At 40.7% G+C, this 21,144-nt stretch carries 20 protein-coding genes; 3 read left to right on the top strand and 17 right to left on the bottom strand.

The genetic code is table 11. The annotated features are described in order from the left end of the window. Positions 1-9 precede the first annotated feature (9 nt). The 12 genes from frr to gdhA all read right to left on the bottom strand — a co-directional run bounded on the left by frr (position 10) and on the right by gdhA (position 12,956). Entirely contained in the window at positions 10-567 is a 558-nt protein-coding gene (gene frr / locus HMPREF2607_RS02935) for a ribosome recycling factor (protein ID WP_014633971.1), read from the bottom strand. Positions 568-581: 14 nt separating this feature from the next. Further along, positions 582-1,319 carry a UMP kinase gene (gene pyrH / locus HMPREF2607_RS02930; protein WP_002885551.1) on the bottom strand — a complete coding sequence of 246 codons (738 nt, stop codon included), beginning with the start codon at positions 1,317-1,319 and terminating at the stop codon, positions 582-584. A gap of 236 nt (positions 1,320-1,555) precedes the next feature. Beyond that, a complete protein-coding gene (locus HMPREF2607_RS02925) occupies positions 1,556-2,779 on the bottom strand; it encodes a sensor histidine kinase (RefSeq protein WP_070475742.1) in 1,224 nt (407 codons plus the stop codon). Positions 2,780-2,792: 13 nt separating this feature from the next. Continuing rightward, positions 2,793-3,470: a response regulator transcription factor gene (locus HMPREF2607_RS02920; protein ID WP_070475739.1), complete on the bottom strand. Its 678-nt coding sequence runs from the start codon at positions 3,468-3,470 to the stop codon at positions 2,793-2,795. Between the two features lies 1 nt (position 3,471). Beyond that, positions 3,472-4,095, bottom strand: a complete 624-nt coding sequence (locus HMPREF2607_RS02915) for a GTP pyrophosphokinase (protein WP_070475736.1) — start codon at positions 4,093-4,095, stop codon at positions 3,472-3,474. A 148-nt stretch (positions 4,096-4,243) separates the two neighbouring features. Further along, positions 4,244-4,867: a GNAT family N-acetyltransferase gene (locus HMPREF2607_RS02910; RefSeq protein WP_070475733.1), complete on the bottom strand. Its 624-nt coding sequence runs from the start codon at positions 4,865-4,867 to the stop codon at positions 4,244-4,246. Between the two features lie 107 nt (positions 4,868-4,974). Next, complete coding sequence (locus HMPREF2607_RS02905; RefSeq protein ID WP_070475729.1) at positions 4,975-6,753, bottom strand: ABC transporter ATP-binding protein; 1,779 nt, start codon at positions 6,751-6,753, stop codon at positions 4,975-4,977. Then, positions 6,743-8,557, bottom strand: a complete 1,815-nt coding sequence (locus HMPREF2607_RS02900) for an ABC transporter ATP-binding protein (RefSeq protein WP_070475726.1) — start codon at positions 8,555-8,557, stop codon at positions 6,743-6,745. The genes HMPREF2607_RS02905 and HMPREF2607_RS02900 overlap by 11 nt, the downstream gene beginning before the upstream one ends. Positions 8,558-8,560: 3 nt before the next feature. Next, entirely contained in the window at positions 8,561-9,004 is a 444-nt protein-coding gene (locus tag HMPREF2607_RS02895; RefSeq protein ID WP_002885568.1) for a MarR family winged helix-turn-helix transcriptional regulator, read from the bottom strand. A gap of 185 nt (positions 9,005-9,189) precedes the next feature. Next, a complete protein-coding gene (locus HMPREF2607_RS02890; RefSeq protein WP_014633963.1) occupies positions 9,190-9,600 on the bottom strand; it encodes a peptide deformylase in 411 nt (136 codons plus the stop codon). Between the two features lie 157 nt (positions 9,601-9,757). Continuing rightward, complete coding sequence (locus tag HMPREF2607_RS02885; protein ID WP_261674263.1) at positions 9,758-11,005, bottom strand: YfhO family protein; 1,248 nt, start codon at positions 11,003-11,005, stop codon at positions 9,758-9,760. 598 nt (positions 11,006-11,603) lie between these two features. Further along, complete coding sequence (gdhA, locus tag HMPREF2607_RS02880; protein WP_002885547.1) at positions 11,604-12,956, bottom strand: NADP-specific glutamate dehydrogenase; 1,353 nt, start codon at positions 12,954-12,956, stop codon at positions 11,604-11,606. A gap of 358 nt (positions 12,957-13,314) precedes the next feature. Between gdhA and HMPREF2607_RS02875 the strand changes: the two genes are divergently transcribed. The 3 genes from HMPREF2607_RS02875 to HMPREF2607_RS02865 all read left to right on the top strand — a co-directional run bounded on the left by HMPREF2607_RS02875 (position 13,315) and on the right by HMPREF2607_RS02865 (position 15,807). Next, positions 13,315-14,421 (top strand): AAA family ATPase, encoded by a 1,107-nt coding sequence (locus HMPREF2607_RS02875; RefSeq protein WP_070475719.1) that lies wholly within the window; start codon positions 13,315-13,317, stop codon positions 14,419-14,421. A gap of 52 nt (positions 14,422-14,473) precedes the next feature. Continuing rightward, positions 14,474-15,235, top strand: coding sequence for an NUDIX domain-containing protein (locus HMPREF2607_RS02870; RefSeq protein ID WP_070475716.1), 762 nt, complete (start codon positions 14,474-14,476; stop codon positions 15,233-15,235). A gap of 68 nt (positions 15,236-15,303) precedes the next feature. Continuing rightward, positions 15,304-15,807, top strand: coding sequence for an HdeD family acid-resistance protein (locus HMPREF2607_RS02865; protein ID WP_021144633.1), 504 nt, complete (start codon positions 15,304-15,306; stop codon positions 15,805-15,807). 78 nt (positions 15,808-15,885) lie between these two features. On the opposite strand, the gene HMPREF2607_RS02860 is transcribed toward HMPREF2607_RS02865, so the two are convergent. The 5 genes from HMPREF2607_RS02860 to HMPREF2607_RS02840 form a co-directional block, all read right to left on the bottom strand. After that, positions 15,886-17,766, bottom strand: a complete 1,881-nt coding sequence (locus tag HMPREF2607_RS02860; protein WP_070475713.1) for an ABC-F family ATP-binding cassette domain-containing protein — start codon at positions 17,764-17,766, stop codon at positions 15,886-15,888. Between the two features lie 83 nt (positions 17,767-17,849). Continuing rightward, entirely contained in the window at positions 17,850-19,052 is a 1,203-nt protein-coding gene (locus tag HMPREF2607_RS02855) for a CCA tRNA nucleotidyltransferase (RefSeq protein ID WP_070475710.1), read from the bottom strand. Further along, positions 19,049-19,816, bottom strand: coding sequence for a 4-hydroxy-tetrahydrodipicolinate reductase (gene dapB, locus HMPREF2607_RS02850; RefSeq protein WP_037601855.1), 768 nt, complete (start codon positions 19,814-19,816; stop codon positions 19,049-19,051). The genes HMPREF2607_RS02855 and dapB overlap by 4 nt, the downstream gene beginning before the upstream one ends. Before the next feature lie 60 nt (positions 19,817-19,876). Continuing rightward, complete coding sequence (locus tag HMPREF2607_RS02845) at positions 19,877-20,719, bottom strand: DegV family protein (RefSeq protein WP_070475706.1); 843 nt, start codon at positions 20,717-20,719, stop codon at positions 19,877-19,879. Between the two features lies 1 nt (position 20,720). Further along, entirely contained in the window at positions 20,721-21,095 is a 375-nt protein-coding gene (locus HMPREF2607_RS02840; RefSeq protein WP_002885550.1) for a DUF1149 family protein, read from the bottom strand. Positions 21,096-21,144 lie beyond the last annotated feature (49 nt).

Here is a 21,144-nt window from a genome sequence, read left to right as displayed (position 1 = left end):
TTCTATTGATTAAACAGTAAGGAGTTCTTTTTCCTTTTCTGCTGTCATGCTGTCAATCTTCTTAACAGCGTCATCAGTTGCTTTTTGAATATCTTTTTCCAAAGATTTCAATTGATCTTCTGTGATTTCTTTGTCTTTTTCTTGCTTCTTAGCTTCATCCATAGCATCACGACGGATGTTACGGATAGCGATTTTAGCATTTTCACCGACTTTTTTCACTTCTTTAGCCAACTCTTTACGCGTTTCTTCTGTAAGTGCTGGGATAACCAAGCGCACAACAGAACCATCGTTAGCTGGGTTAATACCAAGATCAGATTCGTTGATTGCACGTTCGATATCAGCAATTGAACCTTTATCAAATGGTGAAATCAAAAGGACACGTGCTTCAGGAACAGTGATTGAAGCCAATTGGTTAAGTGGTGTTGGAGCACCATAGTATTCTACAGTGATGCGGTCAAGAAGTGATGCATTGGCACGGCCTGCACGGATAGATCCAAATTCACGGGCCAATGACTCGTGTGAGTGGGCGAAACGTTCTTTTGCTTTTTCAATAATTGCGTTTGTCATAAATTCTCTCTTTCTTATTTGTGTGATTCTGCTTTGTTAGATACAGTTGTTCCAATTTGTTCACCAAAGATAACACGTTTGATGTTTCCTGGTTCGTTCATATTGAAGACAACAAGGTCAATGTCATTATCCATTGAAAGGGTAGAAGCTGTGGCATCCATAATTTTCAAACCACGTTTAATTACTTCCACGTGTGTCAATTCATCAAATTTGACAGCATCAGCGTTTTTACGAGGGTCGTCATTGTAGACACCATCAACGCCGTTTTTAGCCATAAGAATAGCATCAGCTTCAATTTCAGCTGCACGAAGAGCCGCTGTTGTATCTGTTGAGAAGTACGGTGAACCAATACCTGCTGCAAAGATAACAATACGACCTTTTTCAAGGTGACGAAGGGCACGACCACGAATATAAGGCTCTGCCACAGATTTCATATCAATCGCTGTCTGAACACGTGTATCAACACCGAGTTGTTTCAAACTATCTGCCATAACAAGGGCATTCATAGTTGTTCCAAGCATTCCAGTATAGTCCGCTTGAACACGATCCATTCCTGCTTCAGCTGCAGGTTCCCCACGCCAAAGGTTACCGCCACCGATAACTAGAGCAATTTGAATACCTGAATCCGCTACCTCAGCAATTTCCTTAGCCATAGCTTGGACAGTTGGAAGATCAATCCCAACACCTCGTTCACCAGCTAGAGCTTCACCTGAAAGCTTAATGAGGACACGTTTGTATTTTGGTTCTGCCATGATTTCTCCCTATTAACTATTTTGTTTTATGATTTGATTCTTAGCTGAGATTTATCTTTCCTAAGTCATCCATTACCAGCCTTTTAAGGTGGTTAAGGGGGCTCATTCGAGCATCTCCTTTTTATGATTAGGATAGGAAAATGGTTTCTTTTTTGCAAAGAAAACACTAAATCTTCATCCTTACTATTTTATCATAAATTAGGGTTTTCACCTAGTCAAATATTTAAAAAATATCCTTACAAGATGACCGTAAAGGTGATGGTGTCATTTTTATAAGAGGCAAAGATTCGACCTTTAAATAATTTGACCATGCTTTGAGCCATAGAGAGGCCAATACCAAAACCCTTGTGTTCTCTGTTATTATGGGATTCTTCAATACGATAAAAACGTTCAAAAAATTTACTATAGTCAACATCCTTACCATCTTTATAGGTGTTCGATACTTCTAAACGAGCCCGTTTTCGTGTCCTTCCAATCTGACGGAGCCTTACGGTTACTGTCCCTTCTGGATCACAATACTTGTTAGCATTATCCACAAGGAGGGTTACAAGTTCAAAGAGGGACTTTTCCTCTGCTTTCACATGAATATCCGGTGTGATGTCCATAACGAAAGATTTACCATCTCGGACAACAGGCCCCTTAAAGTCCTCTGCTGCATCCTCAGTAATATAGGAAAAATCTACATCTTGAAGAACAATATCCGGCTGCTCCTCCAGACGAGATAGGGCTACAAGAGAATTGATTAGAGTGGTCAAACGTGCCACCTGGTCGTTCGTCGACTTGGTCCATTCGTTCTCTCCAGTCATGAGTTCTTGTAGCTCAGTATTAGCAGAAATAATGGCCAATGGTGTCTTTAATTCATGACCGGCATTGGTAATAAAACGTCGCTGCTTTTCGTAGTTTCGAATGAAGGGACGAATGACAATTCCTGATAAGGCACTGACAATGATGACAAAAAAGATAAAGCCAAACATTGATAAAAGGATAGAAAGACTTAACAAGGCTTGGGAAGAATTATAATAAGAGGTTGTGTCCAGAAAGACCACAAGGATCTTATTTTTGCTGACTTTACTAACCTGATAACTGAGATTGATATTTTTTTCTCTAATGGTTCCAAGAGTGCCTGTCATTCGGCTAGCTGCACGGGCATAAGTAGCGGCCTCTTCATCATTTATCAAGGAAGTATGACTGGTGTCCTGACTGACCACTTCATCACCAGACAAGGTCACGCTGAAAAAACGAAAACTATCTGATGGAATTTCACGCCCTTGATTGGTCTCAATTTTTTTAGTTTTTCCAAAACTACCATTATTTTCTGTGAGTGTGTTGAGAACCTTACTAATTTCCTGCTCCGTCTGAAAGGACCTCACAGTATTGATGATTCCCACCGTAAAGACCAAGATAAAGAGGATAGCCAAGGAAGCAATCGTAATAAATTGAAGTCGTAAACGTCTAAACATGAGCTACTCCTCTCTAATTGGCGAGAAGGCAAAAGTCGCCTCCTTTTTCACCAAGAATGCTGATGTCGGCCTGGATGGCTTGCAATTTCTGACGCAGATAGGATATATAGACCCAGACAATCGACTCATCCACATCCTCCTCATCCTCCCAGACGGTCTTAAAAAGGTGCTCAGTCGTTAATTTCTTGGCAGGATTAAGCATAAAGTGGGCCATTAACTTGGTCTCTCTGCTTGAAAGTCGAATGGCGTTCCCAGCTACCAACTCCTGCTCTTCTTGGTCCAAACGAACAGAACCAAGAGTCAAAATTTTGGCTGTGAAGCTCTCACTCACACGACGCTCTAATGAGCGCAAACGCGCCAAAAGTTCCTTCAGGGAAATAGGCTTGGTCAAGTAATCGTCTGCCCCAGCATCAAGCCCGGTCACACGATCATCAATTTCAGCCATAGCTGTCAACATAATGACATGCGTCCTATCCCCAGAGGAGCGAATCTCTTTCAGGGCCTCAATACCTGTTTTGATAGGCATCATAATATCCATAATCATTACTTGATAGGCATTCTGTGCAGCTAGGTCTACTGCCTCTTGCCCATTGAATGCTTGATCCACCTCATAACCCTGATGCTCTAGGGCTGCCTTATAAACTCGAGAAAGAGCTTCTTCATCCTCAGCTAGTAGAATTTTCAAAGCCATTCTAGTCCCCTCCTTCTTGAATTAAGTTACGGATGGTCTGCATGGTCAAATCGCATGAAGCTAATTCATCCGCACAACGCTTAAGCTCACGGGTAATCATTTCTGGATTCTTGATGTCATGCTTGTACTTCATCTGATGCTCCAAACTGGCCCAGGAATCCTGAGCAATGGTCCGTAGCTGAACCTCAACAAAATAGGTCCCTCTCTCATTTCCTAGCACATCTGGAAACTCGGTTTCGATTTCCAAAATGAGATGGTAAGAACGATAACCATTGGGCTTAGCATTTAAAATATAATCTTTCTCATTATAGATAGAAACGCCAGGGATAGCCTTGATGACATCAATAGTTTTGTAAATATCATCGACAAAGCCACAAACGATTCGAATACCAATACTGTCACGAATTTCCTTGAGGGCAGATTGGCTGGTTTCAGGCAAATTTTTCCTACGACACTTTTCACGCATAGAATCGATTTCTTTGATTCGTGAAATAAAATGTTCATAGAGTTTAAAGCCTGTTTCTTTTTTGCTAGTAATATTAGCCGCAATAATTGGGTCTGTTATTTCTTGTAAAATCTTGGGGAGATACTGAGCATATTCCCCATAAATACTTGGAGTTGACATATAAACCTCCTCTAATAGCGTTTCTTAATTATAGCATAGTTAGGCTTAAAATTAAGGAATGAGCCAGACAAGAAGGACTCTAAAGCTAAGAAAAAAATCCAGCCGAAGCCGGATTTTTTTTAGTTATCTAAGTTTCATTAGCACTCGACTATTCATCAAGCGATTTGACAAAAGGCCAGTTGCCTAGTTTGTGTGTTTCATAAGTCAAAACCTTATAACCACATTGCTTGTAGCCATTTTTCTCGTAGAAAGGTACATTGTAATCGCGATTGGTAATCAAGCCAAGACTGTGACCTCCTGTACTACGTACAAAGGGTTCAACCCCTTCAAGCAAGAAGCGACTCCCTATCCCTTTTCTTTGATAATCTGGAGTCACTGCCAACATCATCAGGTACCAGTCATATTCCGCAGAATCTTCCAGATGTCTTTCAGACTCTTCAACAAAGTTAAAATACTTGAACAACTTAGTGATGCTTATAAAACGGAAAAGCTTGGTCGCTCCGTTCTGGAGATAGTTAAGCATAGAAATCGTCTGATGCTGTAAAATAGCTGCCGCAACAATGCGACCGTCCTTTTCAGCCACCAAACATGAGTCCCGTTTAATCGCCAAACGCACCAATATTTCCTGCAAGGCTAAGACAAATTCCTTATACTGTTCAGGCTTCTTTAAATTACTGGCAATCATTGAAAGATAGGGGTAATCTTCAAAGGCATCTGCACATACTTGTGCAACTTCCTGAACTTCGTCTAGTCTTGCTTTGCGATATTGCATCATAATCTCCTAATCTGTCTGTTTTTTTTAGTATAACACAAAACGTATGACTGACAGTCATACGTTCTATGGCCTTTTGTAAAATCTTATAATTTTATAAGAAAAGTTTAGGCAACTTCTTCTGTAAATTGACTATTATAAAGATCAGCATAGAAACCATCTGCTGCCATGAGCTCATCATGATTGCCCTGTTCAATAATGTTACCATCTTTCATGACAAGGATAAGGTCAGCATTTCGAATGGTTGATAAGCGGTGGGCAATGACAAAAGAAGTCCGACCTTCCATAAGCTTGTCCATGGCTTTTTGAATCAATTCTTCTGTTCGGGTGTCAACTGATGAGGTCGCTTCATCCAATATAAGAAGAGGGGCGTCCTTAAGAAGCGCACGCGCAATGGTCAAGAGCTGCTTCTGTCCAACCGATAAGGTCACAGAATCATCCAAATAAGTATCATAACCTTTTGGAAGTGTGGTGATGAAGTGGTGAACACCTACAGCCTTAGCTGCAGCAACAACTTGCTCGTCAGAGATATTTTCTTGGTTGTAAATCAAATTCTCACGAATAGTACCTTCAAAGAGCCAAGTGTCTTGAAGTACCATAGAGAATTGATCATGAACGGTCTCACGCTTCATGTCGTTAGTATCCACACCGTCAATGGTGATACGACCTTGGTCGATGTTATAGAACTTCATAAGCAGGTTAACAATAGTCGTCTTACCAGCACCCGTTGGACCAACGATCGCAATCTTTTGACCTGGCTTAGCAAGAGCTGAAAAGTCATGAATAATAGTCTTTTCAGGAGTATAACCAAAGGAAACATGGTCAAAGACTACTTGACCTTTAGTATCTGTCAACTCGGCTGTCTTAGCTGACTCGTCGTCCATATCTTTTTCTTCCAAAAATTCAAAGATACGACCAATGGCTGCAGTAGCTGATTGGAGTTGTGTAATCCCTTGTGCAATTTGAGAAAGAGGTTGGGAGAAGATACGAACATAGGTCATGAAGGCTACCACATCACCAATCGTCAAGCTACCATCAATAACTTTGATAGCACCTACAAGACAGACCATGACATAACCAAAGTTCCCAATGAAAATCATAAGTGGCATCATAATACCTGAGATAAACTGTGATTGCCACATCGATTTATAGAGTTTATCATTAAGCCCCTTGAAAGCCTGACTGCTTTCTTGAGCGGCATTGTAACTCGTTACGACTGCTTGACCTGTGTAGATTTCTTCAATATAACCATTAATATTAGCCAAATTTTCTTGTTGGCGTTTGAAAAGGGGTTGTGAGAAGCCCATGATGAAGGCTACTAGAACAAACCCTATCAAGACTGAACCAATCGCAGTGAAAGCCATAGTGACATTTGAGTAGAACATCATAATAATGGCTGCCACCAAGAGAACACTTGAAGTAATCAAGGTACCTAACCCTTGGCTAAGCGATTGTCCCAAAAGGTCAACGTCATTGGTCACACGAGAGAGGGTATCCCCTTGAGAGTGACTATCAAAATAATTAAGAGGAACACCGTTGATTTTCTTTTGGATAGCTGTACGGAAACGTTGTGAAAAGCGTTGTGTAACCGTCGCAACGGTAAAGCTTTGTAAGTAACCCACAATCGCTGAAATGGCATAGAGAACAGCCAAGGTCATAGCAATACCTGCTACCTTGTCCAAATCAATACCTGGAATCGTCCCCATTTTTGTAGGTGTGATACCTTCAGTAATAGTATTGGTAATTTCTTTAAGCTTATCTGGTCCAATAACTGTAATGACCGCTGAAATAATTGCTCCAAAAATCGCAAGGACAAACGGAATTTGGAAACCTTTAATATAGGGTTTTAAGCGTTTATAGGATGATGTTTTTGGCTTATTTTCCATTTTCTAACTCCTCCTTAGACAATTGTGAATAGGCAATTTCTTGGTAAACCTCATTATCTGCCAAGAGTTCCTTGTGAGTTCCTTGACCAACGACCTTACCTTGGTCAAGTACCAAGATTTGGTCCGCATCCATAATAGTAGAGATACGTTGAGCAACAATCAACTTGGTCATATCTTGTGTTTTTTCAGCCAATTCTTGACGTAACTTACGATCGGTCTTATAATCCAAGGCTGAGAAGGAATCATCGAAAATCAAGATTTCAGGCTTACGTGCCAAAGCACGCGCAATAGCCAAACGTTGCTTCTGTCCACCTGAGAAGTTAGACCCAGCTTGGGCAACTTCTGCTTTAAGTTGACCTTCTTTATTTTCAACAAAGTCTTTTCCTTGAGCCAATTCGAGAGCTTCCCAAATCTTAGCATCATCAAGAGGACTGTTATTGCTCGTTCCCATCGTCATATTTGACGTGATATCACCTGAGAAAAGCACTGCCTTCTGTGGAATATAACCGACTATATTGTGCAAGGTTTCATGGTCATAATGTCGCACATCGACACCGTCAACCTTGATCATTCCTTGCGTGGCATCATAAAAACGTGGGATAAGGTTGACAAGCGTTGATTTACCAGATCCAGTCGAACCAATAAAGGCCACCGTGTCACCTTTTTTAGCTTTGAAGCTAACATGCTCCAAAACAGGCTCTGAAGTTTCAGAATAACGGAAGGAAACATCATCAAATTCGACAGTACCCACTTCTTTAGGTTTTTCAGAACTATTTTCAGGGTAAGAGACTGACGATTGGGTATCTAGAACTTCATTGATACGACTAGCTGCTACAACTGCACGTGGAAGAAGGAAGAAAACAACAATCATCATCATGAATCCCATAACAACCTGCATGGCATAAGATGAATAAACCACCATGTCTGAGAAGAGATGGACCTTATTTTCCATGGCACCAGCAATCTTAGTTGGATCTGTTGGAATCTTAACATCTTCAATCAAATGCGCACCAATCCAATAAATAGCCAGTGTCAAACCACTTGATACAGCAGTCATCACGGGTGTCAGTAAGGCAAAAGAACGACCGATAAAGAGGTTGTTTTGGGTCAAATCAGTATTGGCCTTTTCAAATTTATCCTCTTGATAACTTTCAGCGTTATAGGCACGCACCACACGAATTCCTGTAAGAGATTCACGCGTTACGCTATTCAGTTTATCGGTCAGAGTTTGAATCAAGCGTTGCTTAGGCATAACCATAATCAAGAGGAAGAGCATGAGAATGGCAATCACTGCCACAGCGACAAGCAAGGCAAGGAGCCAGTTCCCATTTTTATCGGCAATCTTTGTAATCGCCCAAATGGCCATGATAGGCCCCTGTGTAATAACCTGTAACCCCATGGTAAGTACCAGCTGCAATTGGGTAATATCATTTGTCGTACGGGTCAAAAGACTAGGAATTGAGAATTTCTTAATCTCAGCATCCGAAAAATCTAGAACCTGATGGAAGATATCATCACGAAGACGGGTGGTAAAACTTGCCGCTGTTCTGGCAGCTAAGAAACCAACAACTACAGAGGCCATAAAGCCTGCAAATGACATTAAAAGCATTCGCATCCCTGGGGCATCTGTATTCCAGGCAAAAATATCCGACGCTTTAGTTCCCTTAGTTGATAAGAGTGTCGTAATATCAGACATATAGTCTGGAATTTTCAAGTTTAGATAGACGTTCAAGCAAACAAAAATCACCACTAAGACAATCATGATTAACTCTTTTGTCGTCAAACGTTTAAAAATTTTAAACATAAGTTACTCCTTATTTTTTTCTAAATTCATACGAATTTGGTGAAAGACACGGAAAGCTGTTTCAGCATCTTCTTTGGAAATACCTTCTAACAGCTGTTCATGGATGGCCTCTCGAAAATGTTTGACATCTCGAGCTTTCTTTTTACCTAAGTCTGTCAGATGAACATACTTGTAGCGTTTATCCTTGTCCGATGTCACCAACTCAACAAAACCATTTTTTTCCATTCGTTTGACCAAATTACTAGCCACTGATTTAGAAATACATAGTCTTTTTTCAATGTCTTTGATAAAGATTTCTTTATCTTGATTGTCAGACAAATACTTGACAGCAAATCCTTGAGGGCCAGCTAAATGCTCAACCCCATGGACCTTTCCTAACTCTTGCACGCGAGATTCCATAGTATTGATGAATTCTCTGAATTCACTAAAAGTATCTTTTCCATGCATCGCAAGTCCCTCCTTGAATAATTCTCATGGAAACTATTTTAGTTCTTATGAGAACTAATGTCAAGAAAAAAGTTCTTATGAGAACTAAAAAAGAGTGAGAAAAAAATTGCTTTCCACTCTCACTCCCATAACTATGATTATTAAGGATTTGAACTCAAAAACCTAGCCCACTTGGGCTAGGCTATCTAAATAATAATCCCCTCCAAATGATCCAATTCATGTTGAATAATTTGGGCTGGCATGCCAGAAAAACTTAACTGTTTAGGCATCCATTGTTCATCTAAATAAGCAACCTCAATCGACTCATAACGTTTTGTTGGACGACTTCCCTCTAATGACAAACAAGACTCCTCTGTTTGAAAAGGTGAGGACTTGCTGACTAAAATAGGATTAAACATAACTAGATTAACAAAACCGATATTGACGATAATAACACGCTTTTTAACGCCAATCATATTGGCAGCCATACCCACACAGGCATCCTTATGAAACTCCAGTGTATCACGTAAATCTTTAGCCAAATAGAGGTCTTCTTTAGTCGCTTCTGTCGATTTTTGTCCAAGGAAAAAGACATCCTTTACGATAGTTTTTATCATCTATTTACTCCCTTTTCTTATCTAAACTATGAAATCATATACCCTTCTTTTATCGAAACCAAAGGTTTTCAATTTCATATTAATGATCTTGACCTATTATATCAAAAGGCCTACCCTCTAGTAAAACAGACAAAAAAAGAAACCCGCAGGCTTCTTTTTAGTCATCTTTCTTCACTCTATACAAATAACCAATAAACGCCAAAAGACTAATAGTTGAAACACCCATTGCCAATTTGGCAACTGGGGTATAGCTATAGGTCAAAACGACACCATGCTTACCTGATGGTAGGACTAGATTAGTTGGATTCTTTTCCTTAGCTAAGTAAGTAGTTACTCGCTTCCCATCAATTCTCGCTTCTTGTCCTTTGTAGTAGAAAACTGGTAGCGACAAGACCTTAGCTTCTTTTGACTCGTTGTTTACCTTAAGTCTTAGTTCATTTGAGGTACGACTAATCGTTGACTTAATTTCCTGATTATCCAAGAACAGGTATTTGTCAAAAACAAAGCCAAAGGGTACCTCTTTATTAGTATAATCACCATTTATATTTTTGTAAGTTCCCTTGGCCAACATTTCTCTTGTGACTTTTATATTGCTTGGCAATATATTCTTGGCTTTAGTCATCTTATCTTGGACAGTAACAATCTGAAACATATTCAGACAAAGACCCATCAAGACAAGCATCGTCGTTGCCTTCATAGACATATTTTCCAAGATATTCGCCAAGGCTAAACTGAAGAAAAGCAAGGCAAAGCTCCATAATCTCCAAGGAAATTGAAGGTTGGACACTGGACTCTCCTGTAATAACTGCCAAGGAAAACTCTTCAAGGTTAAAAAGGCTAAAACAAGAGAAATAAAAAGGTAAATTCTAGCTTCTCTAGCCTTCACAAAACGCTTAGCAAAGATTAAGCTTAGAACTAGGCCCACAAGATAGAGAAGATTAACTGACGGAGTCCTTAGATCGCTTCTTAGAATAAGCTCCCAGTTGTCTACCAGACTTAAAGCAGTCTTGGATAGGAGTGGTTTAAAAGTCGTTCGTAGGGTGACATACTTGAATTGCTCTATCATAGGAACAAAGAAAGCTAGCGACATACTCAGAGTGACTAAGGTGGCCTTAAGAAATCCTTGGATACGTTCTTTTTTATCACCCCATGTCCAAAAACTAGTTACCACTGCTAAGAAAATCATAAGGGAAGCCAAAAGGACCGATAAAACATGGGAATAGACTAAGCCAAGCATCCCAAGGGTCAAGACCCACCATTTCTTATAATCTCCAAATGTTATCAATCGGACACCAACGAAAACTAGAGGTAGAAAAATCATCGCCAGCGTTTCGCCAACGGCTGCCCTATAATAAGAATTGTGCAAGAAATAACCCGAAAAGAGATAAAAGGTAGCAAATATCATCACCTGTTTATCAGAATATTTCAATAAACGTAATCCGTAAAAACTAAGTAAACAGGTTACAAAGCGAACAAGAAATTGAAAACTCATCCAGGCTACAAAGACTGACTGAGTCAGCTTATAGATTAAAAAAATAGGATAATAGGTCAACCAGGGATAAAAGGTATTGATTAACTGTCCAGTCCCTCCGTTAGTGGTAAAATTGATAGGACCCTTCCAGACAGTATCTAAGGATAACAGTCGGTTAATGTGAAAGACAATGTCATCACCATAAAGCTTGTCCCTAAAAAAGAACATGGGCAGTATTGACACTATACTAATCAAAAAGCTTATTAGAAGGATTGTCTGATTCGTAAACTTCTTCTCTTTTGCCCCACAGGGAGTCTTTTCAACACTCACAATTATTCCTCTCTTATTCTATTTCATAAAGTCTGCTCTAAAAAGAGTTTTCACACAAGCCCATTATACCAAAAAAGCACTGGACTCCTCCCCCATATCTGTCTAAGCAAAATATCCTAGTATAAATCTTCCTATACAAAAAAAGAAACCCGCAGGCTTCTTTTCTTATTTTATTGAGAGGCTAGCGGTAATTGTTTCTTAATTAGACAATACCTTGAGCTGACATAGCATCTGCAACTTTAAGGAATCCAGCAATGTTAGCACCTACAACAAGGTTACCTTCATGACCAAATTCTTTAGCAGCTGCTGCAGCATTTTCGTAGATACCTTTCATGATATCGTAAAGTTTAGCATCAACTTCTTCGAATGTCCATTGTGTACGTCCGCTGTTTTGTGCCATTTCAAGTGCTGATACAGCAACACCACCAGCGTTAGCAGCTTTGGCAGGACCAAATGATACACCAGCTTTAAGGAAGACATCAATAGCACCCAAAGTTGATGGCATGTTAGCACCTTCTGAAACAGCCAATACACCATTTGCTACAAGTGTTTCTGCATCTGTTTCATCCAATTCATTTTGAGTTGCACATGGGAATGCCAAGTCAGCTTTAACTGACCAAACTGTCTTTTCACCACCAGCAGGTGTGAAGGTTGCATTTGGACGAGCTTCCGCATATTTAACGATACGTTCACGTTTAACTTCTTTGATTTCTTTCAACAAGTCAACGTCGATTCCGTCTGGATCATAAACAAAACCAGATGAGTCAGAACATGTCACCGCTTTAGCACCAAGGCTTTGCAATTTTTCGATAGCGTAGATGGCAACGTTACCAGCACCTGAAACAACTGCAGTTTTACCGTTAAAGTTTTCACCACGTGCATTAAGCATTTGTTCTGCAAAGTAAACAGCACCGTAACCAGTTGCTTCTGTACGAGCAAGTGATCCACCCCAGTTCAAACCTTTACCAGTAAGAACACCTGTGTACTCGTTACGAAGACGTTTGTATTGGCCGTAGAGGTAACCAATTTCACGTCCACCAACACCGATATCACCTGCAGGTACGTCTGTATCTGCACCAATGTGTTTGCTCAATTCAGTCATGAAGCTTTGGCAGAAACGCATGATTTCGTTATCTGATTTACCTTTAGGATCGAAGTTTGATCCACCTTTACCACCACCGATTGGTTGACCAGTCAATGAGTTTTTAAAGATTTGTTCGAAACCAAGGAATTTGATGATTGATTGGTTTACAGATGGGTGGAAACGAAGACCACCTTTGTAAGGACCAATAGCTGATGAGAATTGTACACGGAAACCACGGTTTACTTGTACTTGTCCTTTATCGTCAACCCATGGCACACGGAATGAAACGATACGTTCTGGTTCAACCAAACGTTCCAAAAGGTTTTCTTCAATATATTTAGGATATTTATCGAAGACAGGAACAAGTGAATCGAAAACTTCTTCAACTGCTTGAAGGAACTCAGCCTCATGGCCATTTTGAGCTTTCACTTTTTCAAAAACGCTAGCAACGTACTCTTTACCTGTTGTCATATCAATGTTTCCTTTCAAATAATTACCTTAGTAATTTAATTACATGAATAGTATAAATTTTCAGAATCTTCTTGTCAAGTATTTTCTGCTATTTTTTTGATTTTTATGTTAGGTTTTGTGACATAACAAGTGACCTCTCTTTTTTTAGTTAATCCTAAAATGTTATCAATTCAACAATGTAAGCGGATTCTATTTTTCTGGTTTTTCTCCAAAATTTTTTAAACTTTTTTTGAACTTTAAGGCTAAAATGGGTAAAAAAACAATTTAGTAAATTTACTATTTTTACATTTACAAAGATTCCCAACTATGTTATCATTAATTTAGTAATTTTACTAAATCTCAAAAAGGATCATTTTTTATGAAAAGAAAACAATTATCAGGAAAGCGCATCGGCATTGTTTTTGGAACTTTCGCTCCAATGCACGTTGGACACGTTGACCTCATTACCAAGGCAAAACGCGCTAATGACAATGTGCTTGTCATCGTAAGTGGCAGCAACACACAAGAAGATCGTGGGACACGCGCAGGCCTATCACTCAATCGACGTTTCCGTTATGTTCGAGAAGTGTTCTATGATGATGAATTAGTCGTTGTGGATAAACTAGACGAAGCTGGGATGCCAGCCTATCCTGAAGGCTGGGTGCCTTGGGTAAATCGTGTCAAAGAGCTTATCGCTAAGAATACGGATGATCCTGGAAAGATTACCTTCTATGTTGGAGAGCCAGAGTATGTGACTGAGCTCAATCGCTATTACCCTCAAGCTCAGGTAGAACTCATCGAACGTTCTATTATCAATATCTCTGCTACTGAGATTCGCGACAATCCGATGGAAAATTGGCGTTTTATCACCAAGCCTTTCCGTCGCCACTTTACGCGCAAGGTCCTTGTTGTGGGCTCTGCTAGTGGTGGAAAGACTACTCTTGTTAAGGATTTGGCCCGCACTTACAATGCTCCCTGCTCTCTGGAATATGCTAGGGAATATCAAGAAAAGTATAATGTACGAGATGACGAGTTAGATACCAACGACTATATTCACCTCCTAACAGATCAATATGCCCAGACCTCTGATATCATTGACAAGGGGCAACACTCAGGACTTATCTTTGCGGATACCAATTCAACAGTCACTAAGGTCTATATCGACTACTATTTGAAAGAAAATATCTCCCAAGAAGAGTTCGACATGTTGGATCGTCTCTATCAGGTAACTCAGGCCCGTGAAAAATGGGATTTGATTTTTGTGATCCTTCCAAAATCAAACTATGTAGATGATGGTTTCCGTGACATGACTATGGCCGATAATCAAACACGTGACTGGTTTACCAAGCATCTCTTAAACCTCCTATCACCATTCAAGGATAAAATCGTTATTTTAGGGGAAAATAGTAATAGCGACAGCTTCTTTGCGGACAACTACCACAATGCCAAAAAAGCAATCAAGGAACGTCTACACATCGAGATTTAGAAGACTGGTGTAAAGCAATCATTGAACTTACAATAAATAAAGGAGGAAACCTATGACTAAAACCTTCGAAAACTCTGGTAGTGAAAAGGAGTTTTTGGACATCTATCGGCGAGAAGAGATAGATAAGTACGTTAAGCCCTCAGTGACCGTTGACTCAGTCATCTTCCGCTATTATGAAGGAAGAGTCCAAACCTTACTTATCAAGCGAAAAAACCATCCCTTCATGGGGAAATACGCCCTCAGTGGTGGCTTCGTTCAGGAGCAAGAAGACCTCAATCTAGCTGTCTGTCGCGAAGTACAGGAGGAAACATCTGTTAAACTCGACCCTGATCATATTGAGCAACTCATTACAGTGGGAACACCTTATCGTGATCCTCGAATGTGGACCATTACAGTGGCTTATCTCTGCTTTATGACCTTTAATGACATTCAAGTGGAAAAAGCTGCCGACGATGCAGCATCTACGCATTGGTTAGACATCGCCATGGTAGACGGTCAACTGCAACTTGTTGATGGCGATAAGCAACTCTCACACGATGACCTCGCATTTGACCACTGGGAAATCCTCTTAACGGCTATGGAACGTATCAAGGGGCGACTCGAATACTATCCAACTATCCTTTCCATTATGCCCGAGGAAAACACCTTGACCACCTACCGTCAACTTTTTGGTACCTTTAATGAGGACTACCTCAAGATGGATTCCACAAATTTCTTGCGCCGCTTTAAACACCTCTTCCAAAAAACAGGTCGTCAGGTAGCTACGAGAACCAGAAAGGCTGCCACCTACACTTATCACATCAAGCCACTCTAAACGGGGTCTTTGTTTGACAATTTGATACTTACATAGTAGTATTAAGAAAAATTAATAAGAGGTATCCTATGAAAAGTTTTACATTGATTAGTGGCATTCTCATTACACTCTTGGGTGTCTTTTTCTTCGCTAATCCTACAAATCTTCTTGCCATCGTTGGTTGGCTATTTGCCCTAGTAATGCTGGTATCTGGTGTTTCAAGTCTCATGGTTTATTTTAAACGAGATAACGAAAACCGCTCCTTCTTCCAACTACTTCAGAGTATCATTTCCATTGTTTTTGGAATTATTTTGCTATCAACATCAGCATGGGTACTCTCAGGTGTAGCTGTAACCATTATCGCTTGGTGGCTTCTTGTCTCAGCCTTTACACAAGGCTTTCAAGCTTATCGCCAACGTCAATTCGGTTTCTCAGGACAACCTGCCCTGTCAGTCGCCTTGATTTGTTTGGTATTTGGGCTCTTGCTCTTTAGCGCTCCGTTTTTCTCAGCATTTCTTATTGGGCGCTTAGTAGCTTCCTTAATTATCTTTACGGGTGTTTCAGTCCTCTCCTTTTCATTCCGCTTGTGGTAGGAAGAAACTAGACACTACATAAACATAAAAAAGCCTTGCATATGCAAGGCTTTTGTCATACTTTGATTACTAAAGAGCTTATCCCTCTAGCTCACTCAAATACTCATAGCGTTCATACTTTTCAAGTAAAGTTTCGTTAGTAGCATCCAAATCACGTTGAAGGGTAGCTAACTGTCCATAATCGCTAGCATTTTCAAGCATAGCTGCTTCAATCTCTTCGATTTTAGCTTCAAGGTCAGCAATCTCATCCTCGATGGTCGCCCACTCTTGTTTTTCAAAGTAGCTCATGCGTTTTTTGTCTTCTTTGACTTTCTCAACTTTAGCGCTAGCTTGCTCTTTTTCCTTCTCTAAGAGGGTTGCTTGCTCTTGGAAGAAGGCTTTTTCATCAAGGTAGTCAGTGTAGTTACCAAAGAACTCTCGCACACCACCCTCTTCAAAGGCTAGAATCTTGTTAGCCACCTTGTCCAAGAAATAGCGGTCGTGACTTACGGTAACGACAGGGCCGCCAAAACCATTAAGGAAGTTTTCCAAAACCGTCAAAGTCGCAATGTCCAAATCATTTGTCGGCTCATCCAAGAGCAGAACGTTAGGCTTTTCAATCAGAATCTTAAGTAGATAAAGACGTTTCTTTTCCCCACCAGAGAGCTTAGCAATCTGTGTCCCATGGGTAGAACGAGGGAAAAGGAATTGCTCTAAGAGCTCTGTGATACTGGTTGTCCCAACCGTTGTCTTAACCTCATCTGCAACTTCTTGCAAGTAGTTAATGACACGCTTGCTCTCATCCATGTCCTTAATTTGCTGCGAGAAATAGCCAATACGTACCGTCTCACCAATATCCAGGACACCAGCTGTAGGCACAAGGTCACCATTAATCAGATTGAGCAAGGTCGATTTCCCGACACCATTATCCCCAACAATACCGATACGATCACGGTTTTGCATGATAAGATTGAAATCACTGAGAATTTGCTTGCCATCTTCATAAGCAAAATCGACATGCTCGAAGTTCACTACTTTCTTACCAATACGGCTAGTCTCAAAATTAATTTCAAGATCGTCATTATTAACCGTTTGGTGAACCTCACCCTTAAGCTCCTTAAAACGATTGATACGAGCTTGTTGCTTGGTCGCACGTGCCTGTGGTTGCGTTCGCATCCATGCCAACTCCTGCTTATAGAGTTGCTTTTTCTTGTGAAGAGCTGCTGCATCTCGTTCATCTTGTTCGGCCTTTAGACGCACATAGTCTTGATAATTCCCCTGGTATTCAATCAGATTAGCCTGGTCTAACTCAAAGATACGTGTGGCTACATTGTCCAAGAAATAACGGTCGTGGGTAATAAAGAGTACCGTCTTTTTAGAAGACTTGAGAAAATTCGTCAACCAAGCAATAGTATCAATATCCAAATGGTTGGTTGGCTCATCCAAGAGCAGGAGATCTGCATCATTCAAGAGAACCTGAGCCAACTGCACACGGCGACGAAGACCACCTGAGAGGTCCCCGACCTTTTGCGAGAGGTCTGACAATCCTAGCTTAGATAAAACCGTCTTAACCTCGCTCTCAATGGACCAAGCATCAAGACTATCCATCTCAGCCATAACCTTCTCTAAACGAGATTGATTCTCCTCAGAATAATCTGCCATAAGGGTTTCATATTCACGAATCAAAGCCATCTCACGAAGGTCTGATGACAAGACAGTATCAAGCACTGTCTTGCTATCATCAAATTCTGGCTCCTGAGTCAAATAAGCAATCTTATAGCCATTAGCCTTAGTGAAAGGTGACACATCACCATCAAAACCAATACGCTCAGAGACAACATCTAGCAAGGTTGTCTTACCTGTCCCATTGACACCAATAATCCCAATACGATCCAAATCATGAATAATGAATGAAATCTCTTTAAAAACCGTCTTATCTCCAACGGACTTGGTTAATTTTTCAACAATAAAATCTGACATCTTACTTCCTTCTTACAAATAACACCGCTACGGATCCTACGCATGCTCTGTAGCGGTGTGTCATTTTTATAACGTCCGTAGACTTATTTCATCGCTTGAACAAAGGCCATAATGGCTTCCTTGTCATTAGCTAGTTTCCCATCAACGATGGCATTTTCAATGGCTTTAAGTGCACGTCCAAGGTCCGGACCAGGTTTGAATCCTAGCTCCTTCATCAGCGTGCCACCATTCACAACGATTTCGTGCTTATCATGGATGAGCAACTGACCATCCAAATCGGCAATACGCTCATAATCGACGTCCAAGCCCTGAGCCTGTCTCAAAGTTTCAGCCGCTTCTAAGAGCTCCTTACCATACTGATAAACATCTTGTTTAGTCACGACTCTCTCCAAACGGAAATTGAAAATCTCAATCAAGGACTGAACTGTCTTTTGGAAATTAACAGACGTCTTCCATTTTTTTAGGAAAGAGCGTGGATTATCATGCTTGAGAGCCAAAAGAGTTGCCGCCCAAGCCTGTTCAGAACTTGTAAATCTAAAGTCCTCCACATAGTCTGCCACAAAAGACTGCCATTCTTCAGCAGTTTCTTGAAAATCCGGAAGGTACTGATAAGCCTTAGTCGCTAGAAGTGCCTTGATTCCCTTTTTCCAATGTGGGGCCAAAAGCAACTTATCGAACTCGATGAAACTTCGCTCAATCGAGATCTTTTCCAGAAGTGGGGCATGGCTGGTCATAGCCTGAAAAGTCTTTTCTTCGATATCAAAGTCTAAGCTCGCGGCAAAACGTAGTCCTCGCATGATACGAAGGGCATCCTCGTTAAAGCGTTCCTCAGCCTTACCAACAGCCCTTAAGACACGGTTGTCCAAATCAGCTAGACCATTGAACTTGTCGATAACCTCAGCATTTTCATTAAGAGCAAAAGCATTGACTGTAAAATCACGACGCTTAAGATCTTCTTCCAATGAACGCACAAAGGACACGCTAGACGGACGACGGTAATCTACATAGACGTCCTCTGTTCGGAAGGTCGTCACTTCATACTCACCGCCATTTTCCAAGACCAAAACGGTCCCATGCTCAATACCGATATCCACCGTACGCTCGAAAATCTGCTTGGTCTCTTCAGGATATGAAGACGAAGCAATATCTACATCATGAATGGGGCGGTTAAGAAGGGCATCTCGTACCGAACCACCAACAAAGTAAGCCTCAAAACCCGCAGCCTTAATCTTCTCTAATATTGGTAAAGCCTTCTGAAACTCAGAAGGCAAATAACTTAATCTCATAGTAAATGTTCCAAACCATAAACAAGCTGATCACGTTTAACCACTTCTTTAATACCGAGGTTAACCCCACCCATAAAGGATATACGGTCATAAGAATCATGACGCAAGGTCAAACCTTCTCCTTGAGCACCAAAGATAACCTCTTGGTGAGCCACAAGTCCTGGCAAACGTACACTGTGAATACGGAAACCATCAAACTCTGCACCACGTGCTCCAGCAAGTGTTTCCACCTCATCCTCAGCACCTTGACGTTTCGTTTCGCGAACCTCACGAATAAGTTCAGCTGTTTTCACTGCTGTACCTGAAGGCGCATCCTTTTTCTTGTCATGGTGAAGCTCAATGATTTCAAGATCTGGGAAATATTTGCTAGCTTCTGCCGCAAACTTCATAAGAAGGATAGCACCAATAGCAAAGTTAGGTGCAATCAAACCACCAATAGACTTGTCTTTAGAAAGGTCTGTCAATTCCTGAATTTGTGCTTCAGTAAATCCTGTGGTACCCACAACTGGTGCAAAACCATTCTCCAAAGCAAAACGAGTATTTTCATAGGCAACAGCTGGCATAGTGAAATCCACCCAGACATCTGCGTCAAAGCCAACCAAATCCGCTTTATCTGTGAAGACAGGAACACCGTCCACTTCTTTTTCTGTCGCAAATGGGTCAAGCAAGGCAGCCAAAGTCAATTCGTCATCTCCCTTGACCATTTCAACCGCAGTTGAACCCATTCTTCCTTTAAATCCAGCAACAATAACTTTAATAGACATGTCATTTTTCCTCTCTATTGATCTTAATCATAGACAAGCCCCACCCCAGATGGATAGTACTTATTTGGTAAATTTAGGTGTTAGACCTAACACTAGTGCTCCTTCACCCAAGTGTGTCGCAATTACGGCACATAAGGATACCACTGTTGAAACGCTAATTCCCTGTGCTTCTAGCTGTCTTTTAAAATCTTCAGCTTTTTCAGGAGCATTCGTGTGAAGGATACTAAGTTCCATTTCACGATTTTCCTCAGCTAGGGCAACCAAACGTTTCACAGCTTTCTTCTCTGTACGCACCTTTTCAAAAACAACGATTTTTCCTTCGTCATTAAAATTCAAAATAGGTTTGATAGACAAAAGATTTCCTAAAATCGCCGAACCATTCGACAAACGACCACCTTTTACCAGATGATTAAGATCATCCACAAGAATATAAGCCGTCGTTTGGTCAACCTGCTCCTCAAGCTTCTTCAAAATGTTCTCAAAAGACACCCCTTGAGCTGACCAATGCAAAACGTTTCTCACCATGGCTCCCATAGGAGCTGCTGTGATTTTTGTATCAGGAAAAGCAATCTTCAACTTGGCATGGTCCTCAATCAAAAACTGACTATTAGCCCAAAAACCAGAGATTCCTGAAGAAAGGAAAAGCCCAATGACATGGGTATAACCTTCCGCCTCCAACTCCATAAGCAAGTTATCCAAGTCAGCTAGATTTGGTTGTGATGTCTTGAGCAGTTCCTCAGAGTTTGCCATTTGCGCATAAAACTGATTGACATCCAAGTTTTTTCCTTCAACAAAAGGCTGCCCCTCAATGATGACCGGAATATCTAAAACATAAACATCAGCATGACCCTGAATTTCAGCAGGGAGATTAACCGATGAGTCCGTAATAACTGCAAGAGACATCTTAGAACTCCAAATTGATACCTGGACGATCCAAGGCAATTTCAGTTACTTCATAAGTCAAACGTTGAAGCGTATCCAAGAGCGGTGCAGCCAAGGCTTCTGCTTCTTCTTGTGAAAAGTCTTTTGGTTCATTGACGATACGGTTTTGAATGTGGTCCATTTGAGAAACAATCCCTGAGATAACAAACTCATCACGGACAATCATAAATTGCAAAACAGCTACAACAGACGTATTGTTAGCTTCTTCATCTTTATTGTGCAACTGGAAAGTTACTTCAACATTTGTTTTAGGAACACCATTCTCTTTTTCCCACTCATGGTTACGAACATCATAGTGGTAACGGTTAACAAATACTTTTTCGCGAATTAAATCCATTAGTCATATTCTCCTTGATACAATTACTCTTTATTATAGCATAAATATG

The organism is Streptococcus sp. HMSC078H03, assembly GCF_001808655.1.
GTDB lineage: Bacteria > Bacillota > Bacilli > Lactobacillales > Streptococcaceae > Streptococcus > Streptococcus salivarius_G.
Note: the sequence above shows the minus strand (reverse complement) of the source record. Positions and strands in the feature narration are given on the sequence as shown.